Below are 17,287 nucleotides of genomic sequence, written 5' to 3' on the forward strand. Positions count from 1 at the left end.
GCTCACTCCCCCCGCACGTCGTCCTCGTCGAGGGCGCGGCCCGCGATCGTCTCGTGGTGGCGGATGACCTCGGCGATGATGAAGTTCAGCAGCTTCTCGGCGAACGCCGGGTCCAGCTTCGCGTCCTCCGCCAGCCCGCGCAGCCTGGCGATCTGACGGGCCTCACGCGCCGGGTCGGCGGCCGGGAGGTCGTGCTCCGCCTTGAGACGGCCCACCCGCTGCGTGCACTTGAACCGTTCGGCGAGCATGTGGACGACGGCGGCGTCGATGTTGTCGATGCTGTCGCGCAGCGCGGTCAGCTCCGTGCGGACGGACTCGTCGAGGTCGGTGCGGCTCTTCATAGGGGCCACCCTATGACGCCCCCCTCAGCGGATCGCGCCGGCCGCCGGACCGCCCGAAAGACGCCGCTGCGCGAGGACGAAGAAGACGAGCACCGGCAGCGTGATCAGCGGAATCCGGCCTCGCACGTCGGCGGACGCCCGGCGGCTGCCACGTGCGAGGCCGGCACCTGCCGACAGGGCGCGACCGAAGTGGTGACTACGTAGGGTTCGCGTGGCTGGCCGGGGCTTCTCCGGTGTCGAGCGGCGCGTCTTCCGGACGGTGCTTCTTCTCCGGCAAGGCGCCTATGAGGGCAGCACCGAGCACGACGAGGGCGGCAGCGACGGTGAGCGCGAGCGAGAAGCCTTCCGTCGCGGCGTGCGCGGGGTGGTCCTGTACGCCGTGCGCGTCGCTGCGGCGCGCGGCCAGAGCGACGAGCACCGCCACCCCCACGGCGCCGCCGACCTGTTGGACGGAGCTGAGGAGGGCCGAGCCGAGCCCGGCGTTCTCCTCGGTGGTGCCTGTGAGAGCGGCGACGGTCAGGGCTGGCAGACTCAGCCCGCATCCGAGGCTGGTGACGAGCATGCCGGGCAGCACTCCGGAGACATAGCCGTCGCTCGGTGCCACGCCGGACAGCAGCAGCAGTCCTGCCGCGGTGATCAGGAACGAGAGGACGAGGGCCGGGCGCGCGCCGAGCCTGGCCACCGCTCGGGAGGAGAGCCACATGCCCACGAGGATTCCGGCGCAGTAGGGCAGGTAGGCGACACCGGCCGTGAGCGGGCGGTAGCCCAGCACGGCCTGGAGGTGCACCATCAGCAGGAAGGCCATCGCGTACATGGCGGCGGAGAACAGCAGGGTCGCCCCATTGGCGACGGCGCGCGTCCGGGACGACAGGAACGACAGCGGCAGCAGCGGTTCGGCGGTGCGTGCCTCGACCGCGACGAACGCGACGGCCAGGACCACGGCAAGGACCAGGAAGACGACAACGGCCGGGTCTCCCCAGCCCGACTCCCCGATCCGGAGCAGCCCGTAGACGAGCGACACCACGGCACCGGTGCCGAGTACCGCACCGGGTACGTCGAGACGCACCGCGCGTTCGTGCCGACTCTCGGCGACCAGGCGCGGGAGCAGCGCGACGGCGGCCAGGGCCACCGGCAGGTTGATCAGGAAGATCCAGCGCCAGGACGCCAGGCCGGTCAGCGCGCCGGAGATCACCAGGCCCGTCGTGCCGCCCAGAGCCGCGATGCCGCCCCAGATGCCGAACGCCTTGGCGCGCTCCTCGGTACCGGGGAACAGCAGTGTGATCAGTGCCAGCGCGGCCGGGCTGGCCATGGCCGCTCCCGCTCCCTGGACGAACCGTCCGGCCACGAGGTGCCAGGGCTCCTGGGCGAGCCCGCAGAGCAGGCTCGCCGCGCCGAACAGCGCGACACCGGTCAGGAAGACGCGTCTGCGGCCCAGCAGGTCGGCCATGCGGCCGAACAGCAACAGCAGCCCGCCGAAGGCGAGGAAGTAGGCGTTGACGACCCAGGCCAGGCCCGCGGCGCTGAAGCCGAGGTCGTCGCGCATGCTGGGGAGCGCCACGCTCACGACGTTGTCGTCCAGGATGAGCATGAACTGCACGAAGCACAGCACCACCAGGGCAGGTCCGCGGCGCCCGAGGGCGTTGGCCGTGGCCATGGTTGACACCGACGTCATGCCGACCGCCCTGTCTTCGTGAACGGCCGGTGCGAACTGCGGTGGCGCCCATGGCGCGGTGGGTGGGTGATCGGCATGTGAACGACGTTATGCACCGGCCGCGCCAGCCGCTATGCGCTACAGGGCCACGCCGTGTCGCATTGAGGACATAGGCTGGGAGCCATGACCAGGACCGTCGTGGGAGCCGCCCCGCGCGGGGTGGGCGCGATCGTCGTCGGGAACTTCCCGTTGGCGTACGGGCAGTGGTTCGTCCCGCACAGTCACCCGCAGCACCAGTTGGCCTGGGCGCGGCACGGTGTGCTCGGCGTGGCCGTCGAGGACGCCTACTGGGTCCTGCCACCCACACGTGCGCTGTGGCTGCCCGCGGGGGTCGTCCACCGGACCGGCGCGACCCGCGACGCGGTGCTGTGCAGCCTCTACTTCGAGCCCGACAGATGCGGCCTGAGCTGGGCAGAACCCACGCCCGTCGGCATCGACGGGCTGCTGGCCCACCTGATCCCCCACCTCGGCCGCGAAGACCTCCCCGACGACGCGCGGCTACGGGCGGAGGCGGTCGTACTGGACCTGCTGCGCCCGTTGCCCGCCACGCCCATCAGGGTGCCGGACCCCGCCGACGACCGCGTACGCGCCGTGGCCGACGCGCTGCTCGCCGACCCGGCGGACCCACGGAGCCTTGAGGCGCACGCACGGGCCGTGGGCGTGAGCCGACGCACCCTGACCCGGCTGTTCGTCCATGACACCGGGATGAACTTCGACCGCTGGCGCACCCATCTGCGGCTGCGTGCCGCCCTCCCCCTGCTCGCCGAGGGCCAGCCCGTCTCCCGCGTCGCACGCACCGTGGGGTACGCGACAGCGAGCGCCTTCCTCGCGGCGTTCCGGCGCACCGTCGGCACGTCCCCGGGACGCTACCTTCGTGGCGACGCCTCGTTCGAGGCATCTGCTGCGAGCGCCGCCGATGAATGACCGCTGCGGGATGCGGAGTTCGACGCGCCGGACGGTCGCGGCCGGGGGCGCGACGACGCCCGCCCCCTCGGTCGGGGAGGGGCGGGCGTCGAGCTGTCCGTACGGCTCTGTACGGCACGGGTGGGGCGGGCGGGGTCAGACGGTCAGCGACCGGTCCGTGGGCCGCACCGGGTAGGGCAGCGTGGACTCGCCGGTCAGGAAGCGGTCCACACCACGGGCCGCCGCGCGGCCCTCGGCGATGGCCCAGACGATCAGCGACTGGCCGCGCCCGGCGTCCCCGGCGACGAACACGCCGTCCACCGAGGTGGCGTACGAGGCGTCGCGCGTGACGTTGCCCCGCGCGTCCAGCTCAAGGCCGAACTGCTGGACGAGCCCGTTCTCCTGGTCGGTGCCGGTGAAGCCCATGGCCAGGGTGACGAGCTGGGCCGGGATCTTCCGCTCGGTGCCGGGCAGCGGGGTGAGCCTGCCCTCCACGAACTCGACCTCGACCAGGTGGAGGAACTGCACGTTGCCGTCCTCGTCGCCCTCGAAGTGGGTGGTCGAGACCGCGTAGACGCGCTCGCCGCCCTCCTCGTGCGCGGAGGTGACCTTGTAGGTCATGGGGAACGTCGGCCACGGCTGGTGGCCGGGCCGGTCGTCGCCCGGGCGCGGCATGATCTCCAGCTGCGTGACGGACGCGGCGCCCTGCCGGTGGGCGGTGCCGACGCAGTCGGCGCCGGTGTCGCCGCCGCCGATGACGACGACGTGCTTGCCCTCGGCCGTGATCGGCGAGGTGACGAGGTCGCCCTCCTGCACCTTGTTGGCCAGCGGCAGGTACTCCATCGCTTGGTGCACGCCCTTCAGCTCCCGCCCCGGCACGGGCAGGTCACGCGCGGTGGTGGCCCCGGCGGCGATGACGACCGCGTCGTACCGCTTGCGCAGCCGGGCGGCGTCCACGTCACGGCCGACCTCCACGCCGGTGCGGAACTTGGTGCCCTCGGCGCGCATCTGCTCGACGCGGCGGTTGAGGTGACGCTTCTCCATCTTGAACGCCGGGATGCCGTAGCGCAGCAGGCCGCCGATGCGGTCGGCCCGCTCGAACACGGCGACGGTGTGGCCCGCGCGGGTCAGCTGCTGGGCGGCGGCGAGCCCGGCGGGGCCCGAGCCGATCACGGCGACGGTCTTGCCCGACAGGCGCTGCGGCGGCTGCGGCGTGACCGCGCCCGCATCCCACGCCTTGTCGATGATGGTGACCTCGACGTTCTTGATGGTCACCGGCGGCTGGTTGATGCCCAGCACACAGGCCGACTCGCACGGCGCGGGGCACAGCCGCCCGGTGAACTCGGGGAAGTTGTTCGTCGCGTGCAGCCGCTCGCTGGCCGCGGCCCAGTCGCCGCGGTACGCGTAGTCGTTCCACTCGGGGATGAGGTTCCCGAGCGGACAGCCCTGGTGGCAGAACGGGATGCCGCAGTCCATGCAGCGCCCGGCCTGCTTGCTGATGACGGGCAGCAGCGAACCGGGGACGTAGACCTCGTTCCAGTCGCGGACGCGCTCCTCGACGGGGCGGGACGTCGCGACCTCGCGGCCGGTGGTGAGAAAGCCCTTCGGGTCAGCCATGGGACGCCGCCTCCATCATCTTCTCGTGGGTCTCGGACTCGGAGAGCCCGGCCCGCTCGGCGGCGTCCTTGGCGGCGAGCACGGCCTTGTAGGTGGTGGGGATGATCCTGCGGAAGCGGGCAGCCGCGGCGTCCCAGTCCTTCAGGAGCCCGGCGGCGACCGTGGAGCCCGTCTCGTCCGCGTGGCGGCGCACCACCTCGTGCAGCCAGGCGCGGGCGGAGTCGTCCAGCTCCTCCACGGCGACCATGCCGGTGTTGACGTTCTTCAGGTCGAGGTCGATCACGTACGCCTCGCCGCCCGACATACCGGCCGCGAAGTTGCGCCCGGTCGCGCCGAGCACGACGGCCCGGCCGCCGGTCATGTACTCGCAGCCGTGGTCCCCGACGCCCTCGGCGACCACGAGGGCGCCCGAGTTGCGGACGCAGAACCGCTCGCCGACCCGGCCGCGCAGGAAGATCTCCCCGCCGGTCGCGCCGTAGGCGATGGTGTTGCCCGCGATGGTGGAGAACTCGGGCAGGTGGTCGGCGGCGCGGTCGGGGCGGACGACCAGACGGCCGCCCGACAGGCCCTTGCCGACGTAGTCGTTCCCGTCGCCCTCAAGGCGCAGGGTCACGCCGCGCGGCACGAACGCGCCGAACGACTGCCCGGCCGAGCCGGTGAAGGTGATGTCGATGGTGTCGTCGGGCAGCCCGGCGCCGCCGAACCGCTTCGTCACCTCGTGGCCCAGCATCGTGCCGACCGTGCGGTTGATGTTGCGGACGGCGACCTGGGCGCGCACCGGGTGCGCCTCCTCCGCGGTCGCGGCGGACAGGGCGTCGGCCGCGAGGCGGATCAGCTCGTTGTCCAGCGCCTTCGCCAGCCCGTGGTCCTGGTCGGTGACGCGGTGCCGCGCGGTGCCCTCGGGCAGCTCGGGCACGTACAGCAGCGGGGCGAGGTCGAGGTCCTGCGCCTTCCAGTGGTCCACGGCGCGGGAGACGTCGAGCAGCTCGGCGCGGCCGACGGCCTCCTCCAGCGTGCGGAAGCCCAGCTCGGCCAGCAGCTCGCGGACCTCCTCGGCGATGAACTCGAAGAAGTTGACGACGAACTCGGGCTTGCCGGTGAACCGCTCGCGCAGCACCGGGTTCTGGGTGGCGATGCCGACCGGACAGGTGTCCAGGTGACACACGCGCATCAGGATGCAGCCGGAGACGACGAGCGGCGCGGTCGCGAAACCGAACTCCTCGGCGCCCAGCAGGGCGGCGATCACGACGTCGCGGCCGGTCTTCAGCTGGCCGTCGGTCTGGACGACGATACGGTCGCGCAGCCCGTTGAGCAGCAGCGTCTGCTGCGTCTCGGCGAGGCCCAGCTCCCAGGGGCCGCCCGCGTGCTTGAGCGAGGTGAGCGGCGAGGCGCCGGTGCCGCCGTCGTGGCCGGAGATCAGCACGACGTCGGCGTGCGCCTTGGAGACGCCCGCGGCGACGGTGCCGACGCCGACCTCGGAGACCAGCTTCACGTGGACGCGGGCCGCCGGGTTGGCGTTCTTCAGGTCGTGGATCAGCTGCGCCAGGTCCTCGATCGAGTAGATGTCGTGGTGCGGCGGCGGCGAGATCAGGCCGACGCCCGGCGTCGAGTGCCGCGTCTTGGCAACCCACGGGTAGACCTTGTGGCCCGGCAGCTGGCCGCCCTCGCCCGGCTTGGCGCCCTGGGCCATCTTGATCTGGATGTCGTCGGCGTTGACCAGGTACTCGCTGGTGACGCCGAACCGGCCGGACGCGACCTGCTTGATCGCGCTGCGGCGCAGCGGGTCGTGGAGGCGGTCGGAGTCCTCGCCGCCCTCGCCGGTGTTCGACTTGGCGCCGAGGCGGTTCATGGCGACGGCCAGCGTCTCGTGCGCCTCCTGCGAGATGGAGCCGTAGCTCATCGCGCCGGTGGAGAAGCGCTTGACGATCTCGGCGACCGGCTCGACCTCGTCCAGCGGCAGGGGGGCGCGCTCGCCCTCGCGCAGCCGGAACAGGCCGCGCAGCGTCATCAGCCGCTCGGACTGCTCGTTCACGCGCGAGGTGTACTGGCGGAAGATGTCGTAGCGACGCTCACGCGTCGAGTGCTGGAGCCGGAAGACCGTGTCCGGGTCGAACAGGTGCGGCTCGCCCTCGCGGCGCCACTGGTACTCGCCGCCGATCTCCAGGTCACGGTGCGCGGGGGCGACACCGGAGGCGGGGTACGCCTTGGCGTGACGGGCCGCGACCTCGCGGGCGACCACGTCGAGCCCGGCGCCGCCGATCTTGGTCGTGGTGCCGTGGAAGTAGGTGTCCACGAAGCCCTCGTCCAGGCCGACGGCCTCGAAGACCTGCGCGCCCCGGTAGGAGGCGACGGTGGAGATGCCCATCTTGGACATGACCTTCAGGACGCCCTTGCCGAGCGCCTTGATGAGGTTGCGGAGGGCCTCGTCCGCCTCGACACCCGGCAGGTACGTGCCGCGGGCCACCAGGTCCTCGACCGACTCCATGGCCAGGTAGGGGTTGACGGCGGCGGCGCCGTAGCCGATGAGCAGCGCGACGTGGTGCACCTCGCGGACGTCGCCCGCCTCGACGAGCAGGCCCACCTGGGTGCGCTGCTTCGTGCGGATGAGGTGGTGGTGCACGGCCGAGGTGAGCAGCAGCGACGGGATGGGGGCGTGCTCGGCGTCCGAGTGGCGGTCGGAGAGCACGATGATGCGGGCGCCGTCGGCGAGGGCCGCGTCCACCTCGCCCTCGATGGCGGTCAGCCGCTCGGCGAGCGCCGTGCCGCCGCCGCCGACGCGGTAGAGGCCGGAGATCGTGGCGGCGCCGAAGCCGGGCAGGTCGCCGTCGGCGTTGATGTGGATGAGCTTGGCCAGCTCGTCGTTGTCGATCACCGGGAAGGGCAGCGTCACGGTGCGACAGGACGCCGGGGTGGCCTCCAGCAGGTTGCCCTGCGGGCCGAGCGCCGAGTTGAGCGAGGTGACCAGCTCCTCGCGGATGGCGTCCAGCGGCGGGTTCGTGACCTGCGCGAACAGCTGCGTGAAGTAGTCGAAGATCAGCCGGGGGCGCTCGGAGAGCGCCGCGATGGGGCTGTCGGTGCCCATCGAGCCGATCGGCTCGGCGCCGGTCCTCGCCATCGGCGTCAGCAGGACGCGTAGCTCCTCCTCGGTGTAGCCGAAGGTCTGCTGGCGGCGGGTGACGGAGGCGTGGGTGTGGACGACGTGCTCGCGCTCGGGCAGGTCGGCCAGCTCGATGACGCCCGCGTCCAGCCACTCGGCGTACGGGTGCTCGGCGGCCAGCCGCTCCTTGATCTCGTCGTCCTCGATGATGCGGTGCTCGGCGGTGTCCACCAGGAACATGCGGCCGGGCTGGAGCCGCCCCTTGCGCACGACGCGCGCCGGGTCGATGTCGAGGACGCCGACCTCGGAGGACAGCACGACGAAGCCGTCGTCGGTGACCCAGTAGCGGCCGGGGCGCAGACCGTTGCGGTCGAGGACCGCGCCGACCTGGACGCCGTCGGTGAACGTGACGCAGGCCGGGCCGTCCCAGGGCTCCATGATCGTGGAGTGGTACCGGTAGAAGGCGCGGCGGGCCGGGTCCATGGACTCGTGGTTCTCCCACGCCTCCGGGACCATCATCAGCACGGCGTGCGGCAGCGAGCGCCCACCGAGGTGCAGCAGCTCCAGGACCTCGTCGAAGCTCGCCGAGTCGGACGCGTCCGGGGTGCAGACGGGGAAGACCTTCTCCAGCTGCTCCTGGCCGCCGAAGAGGCCGCTGGCGAGCTGGGACTCGCGGGCGCGCATCCAGTTGCGGTTGCCGCGGACCGTGTTGATCTCGCCGTTGTGGGCGACGAAACGGTAGGGGTGTGCCAGCGGCCAGCTGGGGAACGTGTTGGTCGAGAAGCGGGAGTGCACGAGCGCGATGGCGCTGGTCAGCCGCCTGTCCGACAGGTCGGGGAAGAACGGCTCCAGCTGCCCCGTGGTGAGCATGCCCTTGTAGACGAGCGTGCGCGCGGAGAACGACGGTAGGTAGACACCGGCCTCGCGCTCGGCGCGCTTGCGCAGCACGAAGGCGAGCCGGTCGAGCTCCAGGCCGGTGCGTCCGCCCTCGGTGTCGGCGACGAACAGCTGGCGGAACGACGGCATGGTCGCCCGCGCGGCGGCGCCGAGGAGCTGGGGGGCGACGGGTACCTCGCGCCAGCCGAGGACGGTGAGGGCCTGCTCGGCGGCGAGGGCGTCGATCCGGGCGGCGGCGGCGTCGGCCTCGGCGGGGTCGGCCGGGAGGAACGCGGTGCCGACCGCGTACGCGCCGGCGGCCGGAAGGGTGAAGGGGACGGCCTCGCGGAGGAAGGCGTCGGGGATCTGGAGCAGGATGCCGGCTCCGTCGCCGGTGTCCGGGTCGGAACCGGTGGCACCGCGGTGTTCGAGATTCCGCAGCACGGTCAGCGCCTGATCGACCAGTTCGTGGCTGGCCTCACCGGTGAGCGTGGCGACAAAGCCGACGCCGCACGCGTCGTGCTCGTCGCGCGGGTCGTACAGGCCCTGTCGAACCGGGTGGGACGCGGAACGCATCGGCTCTCCCGTCGTCGTCTTGTGGCTGGTGCTGGCTTCCGAGGGACGACGTTGGCCCTGGCGTTCGTTAAATTTTCGTGCAGGTTACACGATGACCCGGTTCCCGGGAAGCGGATACAGAGGTCCACGATGCGGACTTGGCGCCGTGGAACCGTGCCGGTTATGGCGGATATGGCCACCCGGCGCCCGGCCTCGTGGCCGCGGGCCACCGCTCGGAGACCACCCGACCTATGCCCGGTGTCAAGGAGCCGAAACCCGCCAGAAACAAACTCACCCGGGCGGCACGTCCGATGGCACAGCGCGTTCAGGGGTGTCCGCTATTCCCGATCATGGGAAAAATGGCGCGAAAGGTCGGGGTCACGCCGGGTGACAGTGCCCGAGGGTCCTTCGCCGAAGGCGCTCTAGCCGAGCGCCGTGCCGAAGAGGGCGCCGAGGGCGTACGTGATCCCGGCCGCGGCGGCGCCGAGCGCCAGCTGCCGTAGCCCGCTGAACCACCAGGGGCGCGCCGTCAGCCGGGCCACGACGGCGCCGCACAGGAAGAGGCCGAGCAGCGCCAGCGCGACGGCCGGCCACAGCGACGCGGCGCCGAGCAGATAGGGGAGCACCGGCAGGACGGCGCCCACCGCGAAGGCCCCGAACGACGAGACGGCCGCCACGGTCGGCGAGGGCAGGTCGTCCGGCGCGACGCCCAGCTCCTCGCGGGCGTGGATCTCCAAGGCCTGGTCGGGATCGGCGGACAGCTGCCGCGCGACCTCACGGGCGAGCCCCGGCTCGACGCCGCGCCGTACGTAGACCTCGGTCAGCTCGTCCAGCTCGGCGGAGGGGTGGCGGCGCAGCTCGACGCGTTCGACCTCGATCTCGGCCTGCACCAACTCGCGCTGGGAGGCCACCGAGGTGTACTCGCCCGCCGCCATGGAGAACGCCCCGGCGGCCAGCCCCGCCATCCCGGCGACGACGACGGTCTGCGAGGAGGCCGAGCTGCCCGCCACACCGGCGATCAGCCCGAGGTTGGAGACCAGGCCGTCCATGGCGCCGAAGACGGAAGGCCGGAGCCAGCCACCGTTCACGTCACGGTGGCTGTGGTGCGCTTCGGCGTTCTCGCTCACGGGGTGCTCGGGCGGTGCGGCGGCGGCAGGGTCAGGGCTTGGCCGGAGCGGCGTCCGCGTCGTCCCCTGCGTCCTTGTCGGCGTCGGCCGCGCTCCCGGCGCCGACCTCCGCGGCGACGGGCTCACCGGCGTCGTCCGCCGGGTCGGCCTTCTCGGTGCTCACCTTCGCCGGGGCGTCGTCGTCCGAGGCGTCCGGGGCATCCAGGGCGTCCGCGCCGTCCGTGGCGTCGTCCGCGCCGGGCTCGACGCTCTCCTCACGTCCCGGCCGCCGCTTGGCGGAGAGGACGAAGTACACGACGGCGGCGGTGAAGACGAGGATCGACGTCCAGCCGTTGAGCCGCAGGCCGAGGAACTCGTGCGCCTCGTCGATCCTGAGGTACTCGATCCAGAAGCGGCCCACCGTGTAGGCGGCGACGTACAGCGCGAACACGCGGCCGTGGCCCAGCTTGAAGCGGCGGTCGGCCCACAGGACCAGCGCCGCGACGCCGAGGCACCACAGCGACTCGTACAGGAAGGTGGGGTGGAACGTGCCGTTGTCCAGCCCGTTGTCGATCTCGACGGCCCAGGGCACGTCGGTGGCGCGGCCGTAGAGCTCCTGGTTGAACCAGTTGCCCCAGCGGCCGACGGCCTGCGCGAGCACGATGCCGGGGGCGAGGGCGTCCGCCATGGGGGGCAGCGCGATGCCGCGCCTGCGGCAGGCGACCCAGGTGCCCAGGGCGCCACCCGCGATGGCGCCCCAGATGCCGATGCCGCCGTCCCAGATGCGGAACGAGTCCACCCAGTCGCGGCCCTCGCCGAAGTACAGCTGGTGGTCCGTGATCACGTGGTAGAGCCGCGCGCCGACGAGGCCGAACGGGACCGCCCAGACGGCGATGTCGGCGACCGTACCCGGCCTGCCGCCCCGCTCGACCCAGCGCTTGCCGCCGAGCCAGATGGCGAGGAAGACGCCGATGATGATGCACAGCGCGTACCCGCGCAGCGGGAGCGGTCCGAGGTGGATCTCGCTCTCACCGGGGCTGGGAATCGAGGCCAGGATCTCCATGGTGTCCCCGACGCTACCGTGCCTTCGGCCCGCGCGGTAATCCATGGACCCGGATGAGATCGACTCTCACGGTGGGCGCCGGGGGCGTCACGCCGGGTGGTCGCCCGTCCCGGGTCGGATGCGCGGGACGACGCCGCACTCCTCGCTCTCCGGCTCGCCGCTGCGGTCGTACGGATCGGTCTCCGGGCCGCCAGGGCGCCGCGCTCCCGCAGCCGGGAGTCGAACAGCGGGTCGAGGTGGCCGTCCGTGACGGCGCCGTCGTCGTTGCCCCGGTCGGCGTTCCAGGTGAGGCGCCGGACCGTGCCGGGGGTGACGTGCGGGTGGCCTCGTCCGAGCCGTCCGTGGCCGGCAGGGGGTGGACGAAGGCGTGGTCGCCGTGGAAGCGGGAGAAGAGGACGGCGGCGGCGTGCTCGACGCTCGGTTCGCGCAGGGAGCGGGCCATGTGGTCGCCGACCTCCGTGGCCAGGGGGTCGAGGAGCGCGAGCGCGTCCCCTCTGCGCCCCGCCACCGGCGCAGGGCTCTGTCGGCCGTGCGCGGAGAAGGATCTTCGCGTCCTTCACATCGACGACGCGAGCCACGCGGGATGGACCGTGGGATCGAACGGACGGATCACGGGCAAAGTGAATCACCCGTGATCGCAGTGTGATCACGGGTGCCGGTGAAGGTGTCGGACGGGGAGAGGGACGGTGTCAGGGCGCGGCGGTGGCCAGGTCCTCGACGCGGGAGCGCAGGGAGTCGGGGGTCAGGGGCTCGGAGGAGCCGTAGATGTCCTCGCCGTTCAGCAGGATCGTCGGCGTCGCGTTGAAGTCGCTGCTGGTGAAGGCGGCGTTGGAGCGGTTGACCCACGCGTCGTGCTCCCCGTCCTCCACGCAGCCGCGGAACGTCGGGGTGTCCAGGCCATCGACGTCGGCCGCGAGGTCGAGCAGGCGCGTCCTGTCGCCGAACGCGTCGTCCGTCTCGGCGGGCTGGTTGCCGAAGAGCACGTCGTGGTACTCGGTGAAGCGGTCGGCGTCGCGCGCGCAGGCGGCGGCGTTGGCCGCGTACTTGGAGCCGTTGCCCCCGAGGTTGCCGTCGATGATGGAGACGAGGTGGTACTCCACCCGCAGCGACCCGTCGTCCGTCAGCTCGTGCACCGTGTCGCGGAAGGTCTGCTCGAACTGGCCGCAGGCCGGGCAGCGGAAGTCCTCGTAGACGGTGAGCGTCGCCGGGGCGTCCGCCCGGCCCACCACGATCGGCTCGGCGCTCGCGCCGCTCGCCGAGTCGTCGCCGCCCCCGGCCGCCACGACGCCGAGACCCGCCGCCACGGCGAGGACGGCCACGGCGACGCCGCCCACCTTCACCGAGCGGACACGCCGCTCGGAGTTCTTCTCACGCTCCCGCTGCTCCTTGAGCCGTTCGCGGGCGCTGCGCTTGCCTTCTCGGTTCTTCTCGCTCACGCCTGGGCCAACGAACCGGGTCCGCGCAGGACACGCCCGGACGGCGAAGACCGACGGATCAGCGCTCGGTGCGCTCCGCGGCGGGCTGCTCCCACGGGACGCTGAGCCACGGGCTCTCCTGGTGCGTGGAGAGGATGCGGTGCGCCTCGCGCATCTCCGTGTACCAGTCGCCGAACTCCTCGCTGTCGAAGTGCAGGCAGCGGCCGAGGATGTAGCCCGTCGCGAAGTCGGCCCACGAGCGGTACGCCTGCCGGGCGACGGCCCCGGCGCGCAGGACGGCCGCCTCCGTCTCGGCGACGCTGCTGTAGCGGGCGCCGAGCCCCCAGCGGGCCATGCAGGAGGCGCGTCCGATGTCCCAGGAGATGACGGACCGCACGCACGCGCCCTGGTCCAGGAGCCCGTCGGCGCGGAACCTGGCCTCGTAGCGCAGGACCCGTCCGATGAGGTCCTGGACGAGCGCGATGTCCGCGTCGAGGTCGAAGCCGGGAGGCCTGCCGGTCTGGTCCACGACCTCGGCGGTGCGCGAGAGGATGATGCGCTCGGCGGTCTCCCGCCACTGCGCGGCCTCGGGGACGGCGCCGACCTCCAGGATCATCGCCTGCCGGATGCGCAGGACGAACTCCCAGGCCGGGGAGATGACTTCACGGCGCAGCAACCGTCGCTGCATGGTCTGCCACTCGGCGCGGCTGCCGACGCCCCACCAGCGGCGCAGGAGCGCGCGTTCCTCCGAGTAGCCGCCGCTCTGCCAGCCGAGCTGGTTCCAGGGGGCGCCGTTGTTCACCATGAGGAGCGCGCCGCAGGCCATGCCGTGCGCGAGCGGTCCGGAACGGTGCCCGTTCCACAGGGTCTTGAGGCGTTCCTCGGCGACCGGGGCCTTGGCCGCCCTGCGCCAGCGGCGGGCGTCGGCGGGCAGGAAGGTCTCGGCGGGCGTGCCTGGGTTCAGCGCCAGCCAGCGGATGGATCGGGGCAGGGCGCGGGAGAGGTGGCGCAGATCGACGCGTTCGAAGACGCGGTCGGCGGTCGGGGGCGGGAGCGCGCCGCGGGTGAACGCGGGGAGGCTCAGGCCCTTGAACCTCGGGTCGTGGAAGGGCGTGTAGGGGAACGGCGGGGTGAAGGCGCCCGCGGCGTCGGAGAGTTCACGGGAGGTGGGGAGGAAGATGTCGGTCCCGGCGAGGACGGCGAGGTAGGTGTCCCACTCCCCCGCGCTGCCGGCGTCGTACAACCGCTGCTCCACCGCCGATGGCGGCTGCCACGGTATGTCCTCCGCGGCCCCGTCGGTGCCCATGGATCCCGACCCTACCGGAACGCGGCCGGGTGACCGCGTTCCGGTGCCGGGGCCCTGGGCGGGCGGAGTTCAGCGCCCGGCGCGCACGCCCCGCGCGAGGTCGGCGGCCAGGGCGCGCAGCCCCGCCGGGCCCGCCGTGGTGTCCTCGCCGCTCTCGTCCAGCCGCTTCACGAACGCGGTGCCGACGATCACGCCGTCGGCGAACGCCGCGACCTCGGCGGCCTGTTCCGCCGTGGAGACGCCGAGCCCGACGCAGACCGGCAGGTCGGTGACGGCCTGGGTGCGCCGCACCAGGTCGGCTGCGCCCGAGCCGACGGCCGTCCGGGCGCCGGTGACGCCCATGACGGAGGCCGCGTAGACGAAGCCGCTGGCCGCCGCCGTGACGGTGGCGAGCCGGTCGTCGCGGCTGCTCGGGGCGACGACGAAGACGGTCGCGAGGCCGTGGCCCTCCGCGGCCTTGCGCCACTCGGCCGACTCCTCGACCGGCAGGTCGGGGAGGATGCACCCGGCGCCGCCCGCCGCGGCGAGTTCGGCCGCGAAGCGCTCGGGGCCGTAGCGGTCCACGGGGTTCCAGTACGTCATGCACAGCACGGGCACGCCGGTCGCGGCGTGGACGTCGCGGACGGTGCGGATCACGTCGGCGATCCGCACGCCGCCCCGGAGGGCGACGACGTCGGCGTTCTGGATGACGGGCCCGTCGAGGACCGGGTCGCTGTAGGGCAGGCCGATCTCGATCACGTCGCAGCCGCCCTCCGCCATGGCGACGGCGGCGGCGACGCCGCGCTCGACGGTGGGGTACCCGGCCGGGAAGTAGCCGATCAGGGCGGCCCTGCCCTCGTCGCGTACCGACGCCAGGACGGAGCTGAGGTGCTGTTCGCCGGTGCCGCTCATCGGTCCGTGCCCTCCTCGTAGAGCCCGAAGTAGCGGGCGGCCGTGTCCATGTCCTTGTCGCCGCGCCCGGAGAGGCTGACGACGAGCACGCCGTCCTCGCCCAGCTCGCGGCCCAGGGGCAGCGCCCCGGCGAGGGCGTGGGCGGACTCGATGGCGGGGATGATGCCCTCGGTGCGGGAGAGCAGCCGCAGGGCCTGCATCGCCTCGTCGTCGGTGACGGCCACGTACTCGGCGCGGGCGCTGTCCTTCAGGTGGGCGTGCTCCGGGCCGATGCCGGGGTAGTCGAGGCCGGCGGAGATCGAGTACGGCTCGGTGATCTGGCCCTCGTCGTCCTGGAGGACGTAGCTGCGGGAGCCGTGCAGGATGCCGGGCTCGCCCAGGGTGAGGGTCGCGGCGTGCTCGCCCGAGTCCACGCCGTGCCCGGCGGCCTCGCAGCCGATCAGGCGGACCTCGGTGTCGGCGAGGAAGGGGTGGAAGATGCCCATCGCGTTCGACCCGCCGCCGACGCACGCCACGACGGCGTCGGGCAGGCGCCCGGTCCGCTCCTGGATCTGGCGGCGCGCCTCGACGCCGATGACGCGCTGGAAGTCGCGCACCATGGCGGGGAACGGGTGGGGTCCTGCGACGGTGCCGAACAGGTAGTGGGTGTCGTCCACGGTGGCGACCCAGGCGCGGAACGCCTCGTTCACCGCGTCCTTCAGGGTGCGGCTGCCCGAGGTGACGGCGACGACCTCGGCGCCGAGCATGCGCATGCGCGCGACGTTCAGCGCCTGGCGCTCGGTGTCGATCTCGCCCATGTAGATGGTGCAGTCGAGGCCGAGCAGGGCGCAGGCGGTGGCGGTGGCCACGCCGTGCTGCCCGGCGCCGGTCTCGGCGATGACGCGGCGCTTGCCCATGCGGCGGGTGAGGAGCGCCTGGCCGAGCACGTTGTTGATCTTGTGCGAGCCGGTGTGGTTCAGGTCCTCGCGCTTGAGGAAGATCCGGGCGCCCCCTGCGTGCTCGGCGAAGCGGGGCACCTCGGTCAGCGGGCTGGGGCGGCCGACGTAGTGGACGAAGAGGTCGTCGAGTTCGGCGGCGAAGGACGGGTCCTGCCTGGCCTTGTCGTACGCGGCGGCGACCTCGTCCACGGCGGAGCGCAGGGCCTCGGGGACGAACGTCCCGCCGAAGGCCCCGAAGTAGCCTCCGGTGCCGAAGACCGCCCCTTCGGGGTCGGGATGGAAGAAGTGTGCGGACATGGGTGGGCGATGCCTTCCGGGCGGAGTGGAGAACGGTGCTGGCGTCGGACGGTCCGCGCCCGGCGGGGTCACGGGACCGGGGGTCCCGCCGCCGCGCCGCGCGGACGTGCGGCGCTCAGCGCCATCGCCGCCCGCTGATCTGCCCGGGCTCCGCGCCGATGTGGTAGCGGACCCGGCGGCCGAGGACGCGCCGCGCCGGGGCACGGCAGCCGCGCGGCCTGGCGCCGCGCGCCAGGCGCGCGAAGGCGCCGCCCGGCTGGGGGCGGTCCTTCGCCGTCGGGTCCGTGGGCCGCATGCGCCGGATCAGCGCCCCTGCCGCAGGGCAGGGTGGGCACCGGCCGCCACGAGGTCGGCGACGGCCGACCTGGGGTCGCGGCCGGTGACCAGGGACTCGCCGACCAGCACGGCGTCCGCGCCGTCGTTGGCGTAGGCGATCAGGTCGTGCGGGCCGCGCACACCGGACTCGGCGACCTTGACGATGTGGTCGGGGATCTCCGGCGCGACGCGGGCGAAGGTGGAGCGGTCCACCTCCAGCGTCTTCAGGTTCCTGGCGTTGACGCCGATGACGCGGGCCCCGGCGTCCACCGCGCGGTCGGCCTCGTCCTCGTCGTGGACCTCGACCAGCGGGGTGAGCCCGATGGACTCGGCGCGCTCGATCAGGGAGACCAGGGCCTCCTGGTCCAGCGCGGCGACGATCAGCAGCGCGATGTCCGCGCCGTACGCGCGGGCCTCCCACAGCTGGTAGGCGGTGACGATGAAGTCCTTGCGCAGCAGCGGCGTGTCCACGCGGGCGCGGACGGCCGTCAGGTCGTCCAGGGAGCCGCCGAAGCGGCGGCCCTCGGTGAGGACGGAGATGGCGGCGGCGCCACCGGCCGCGTAGTCGGCGGCGAGGGCGGCCGGGTCCGCGATGGCGGCCAGGGCTCCCTTGGACGGGCTGGAGCGCTTGACCTCGCAGATGACGGTGACGCTGTCGCCCTTCAGCGCGGCGACGCCGTCACGGGCGGACGGTGCGGCGGCGGCCTTGGCCTTCAGGTCGTCGAGGCTGACTCGCGTCTGCCGCTCGGCGAGGTCCGCGCGGACTCCGTCGATGATCTCGTCGAGCACACTCACGCGACGGGCCCCTTCCGGTCGGTCTGGGGGAAAAGCATCAGACACATCGATGGTATCCGGC

13 protein-coding genes are annotated in these 17,287 nt (G+C 72.9%); 1 reads left to right on the forward strand and 12 read right to left on the reverse strand.

What is annotated here, in order from left to right:
* Positions 1-2: 2 nt before the first annotated feature.
* On the reverse strand, positions 3-341 hold the full coding sequence (locus IF27_RS23685; protein WP_052851763.1) for a chorismate mutase: 339 nt from the start codon (positions 339-341) through the stop codon (positions 3-5).
* Positions 342-537: 196 nt separating this feature from the next.
* Positions 538-2,013, reverse strand: a complete 1,476-nt coding sequence (locus IF27_RS23690; protein WP_052851764.1) for a DHA2 family efflux MFS transporter permease subunit — start codon at positions 2,011-2,013, stop codon at positions 538-540.
* 162 nt (positions 2,014-2,175) lie between these two features.
* Between IF27_RS23690 and IF27_RS23695 the strand changes: the two genes are divergently transcribed.
* Complete coding sequence (locus IF27_RS23695) at positions 2,176-2,976, forward strand: AraC family transcriptional regulator (RefSeq protein WP_052851765.1); 801 nt, start codon at positions 2,176-2,178, stop codon at positions 2,974-2,976.
* A 135-nt stretch (positions 2,977-3,111) separates the two neighbouring features.
* Here IF27_RS23695 and IF27_RS23700 read toward each other — a convergent pair whose 3' ends face one another.
* From IF27_RS23700 to trpC, 10 genes are all read right to left on the reverse strand, one after another.
* On the reverse strand, positions 3,112-4,572 hold the full coding sequence (locus IF27_RS23700; protein ID WP_052851766.1) for a glutamate synthase subunit beta: 1,461 nt from the start codon (positions 4,570-4,572) through the stop codon (positions 3,112-3,114).
* Positions 4,565-9,121: a glutamate synthase large subunit gene (gltB, locus tag IF27_RS23705; RefSeq protein ID WP_110946190.1), complete on the reverse strand. Its 4,557-nt coding sequence runs from the start codon at positions 9,119-9,121 to the stop codon at positions 4,565-4,567. The genes IF27_RS23700 and gltB overlap by 8 nt, the downstream gene beginning before the upstream one ends.
* A gap of 401 nt (positions 9,122-9,522) precedes the next feature.
* On the reverse strand, positions 9,523-10,227 hold the full coding sequence (locus tag IF27_RS23710) for a VIT1/CCC1 transporter family protein (protein WP_052851767.1): 705 nt from the start codon (positions 10,225-10,227) through the stop codon (positions 9,523-9,525).
* 31 nt (positions 10,228-10,258) lie between these two features.
* Entirely contained in the window at positions 10,259-11,269 is a 1,011-nt protein-coding gene (lgt, locus tag IF27_RS23715) for a prolipoprotein diacylglyceryl transferase (protein ID WP_052851768.1), read from the reverse strand.
* A gap of 689 nt (positions 11,270-11,958) precedes the next feature.
* On the reverse strand, positions 11,959-12,705 hold the full coding sequence (locus tag IF27_RS23720; RefSeq protein ID WP_052851769.1) for a DsbA family protein: 747 nt from the start codon (positions 12,703-12,705) through the stop codon (positions 11,959-11,961).
* 58 nt (positions 12,706-12,763) lie between these two features.
* Positions 12,764-13,990, reverse strand: a complete 1,227-nt coding sequence (locus tag IF27_RS23725) for a DUF1266 domain-containing protein (RefSeq protein ID WP_052851770.1) — start codon at positions 13,988-13,990, stop codon at positions 12,764-12,766.
* 69 nt (positions 13,991-14,059) lie between these two features.
* The gene (gene trpA / locus IF27_RS23730; RefSeq protein WP_052851771.1) at positions 14,060-14,881 is read right to left on the reverse strand and encodes a tryptophan synthase subunit alpha; all 822 of its coding nucleotides are present in this window, start codon (positions 14,879-14,881) and stop codon (positions 14,060-14,062) included.
* Positions 14,878-16,116: a tryptophan synthase subunit beta gene (gene trpB / locus IF27_RS23735; protein WP_052851772.1), complete on the reverse strand. Its 1,239-nt coding sequence runs from the start codon at positions 16,114-16,116 to the stop codon at positions 14,878-14,880. The genes trpA and trpB overlap by 4 nt, the downstream gene beginning before the upstream one ends.
* 115 nt (positions 16,117-16,231) lie before the next feature.
* Complete coding sequence (gene trpM / locus IF27_RS23740) at positions 16,232-16,411, reverse strand: tryptophan biosynthesis modulator TrpM (RefSeq protein WP_052851773.1); 180 nt, start codon at positions 16,409-16,411, stop codon at positions 16,232-16,234.
* Positions 16,412-16,419: 8 nt separating this feature from the next.
* A complete protein-coding gene (gene trpC, locus IF27_RS23745; protein WP_110946191.1) occupies positions 16,420-17,226 on the reverse strand; it encodes an indole-3-glycerol phosphate synthase TrpC in 807 nt (268 codons plus the stop codon).
* Positions 17,227-17,287: the final 61 nt, after the last annotated feature.

This window comes from Streptomyces avicenniae, from assembly GCF_000719135.1.
Lineage (GTDB): Bacteria > Actinomycetota > Actinomycetes > Streptomycetales > Streptomycetaceae > Streptomyces > Streptomyces avicenniae.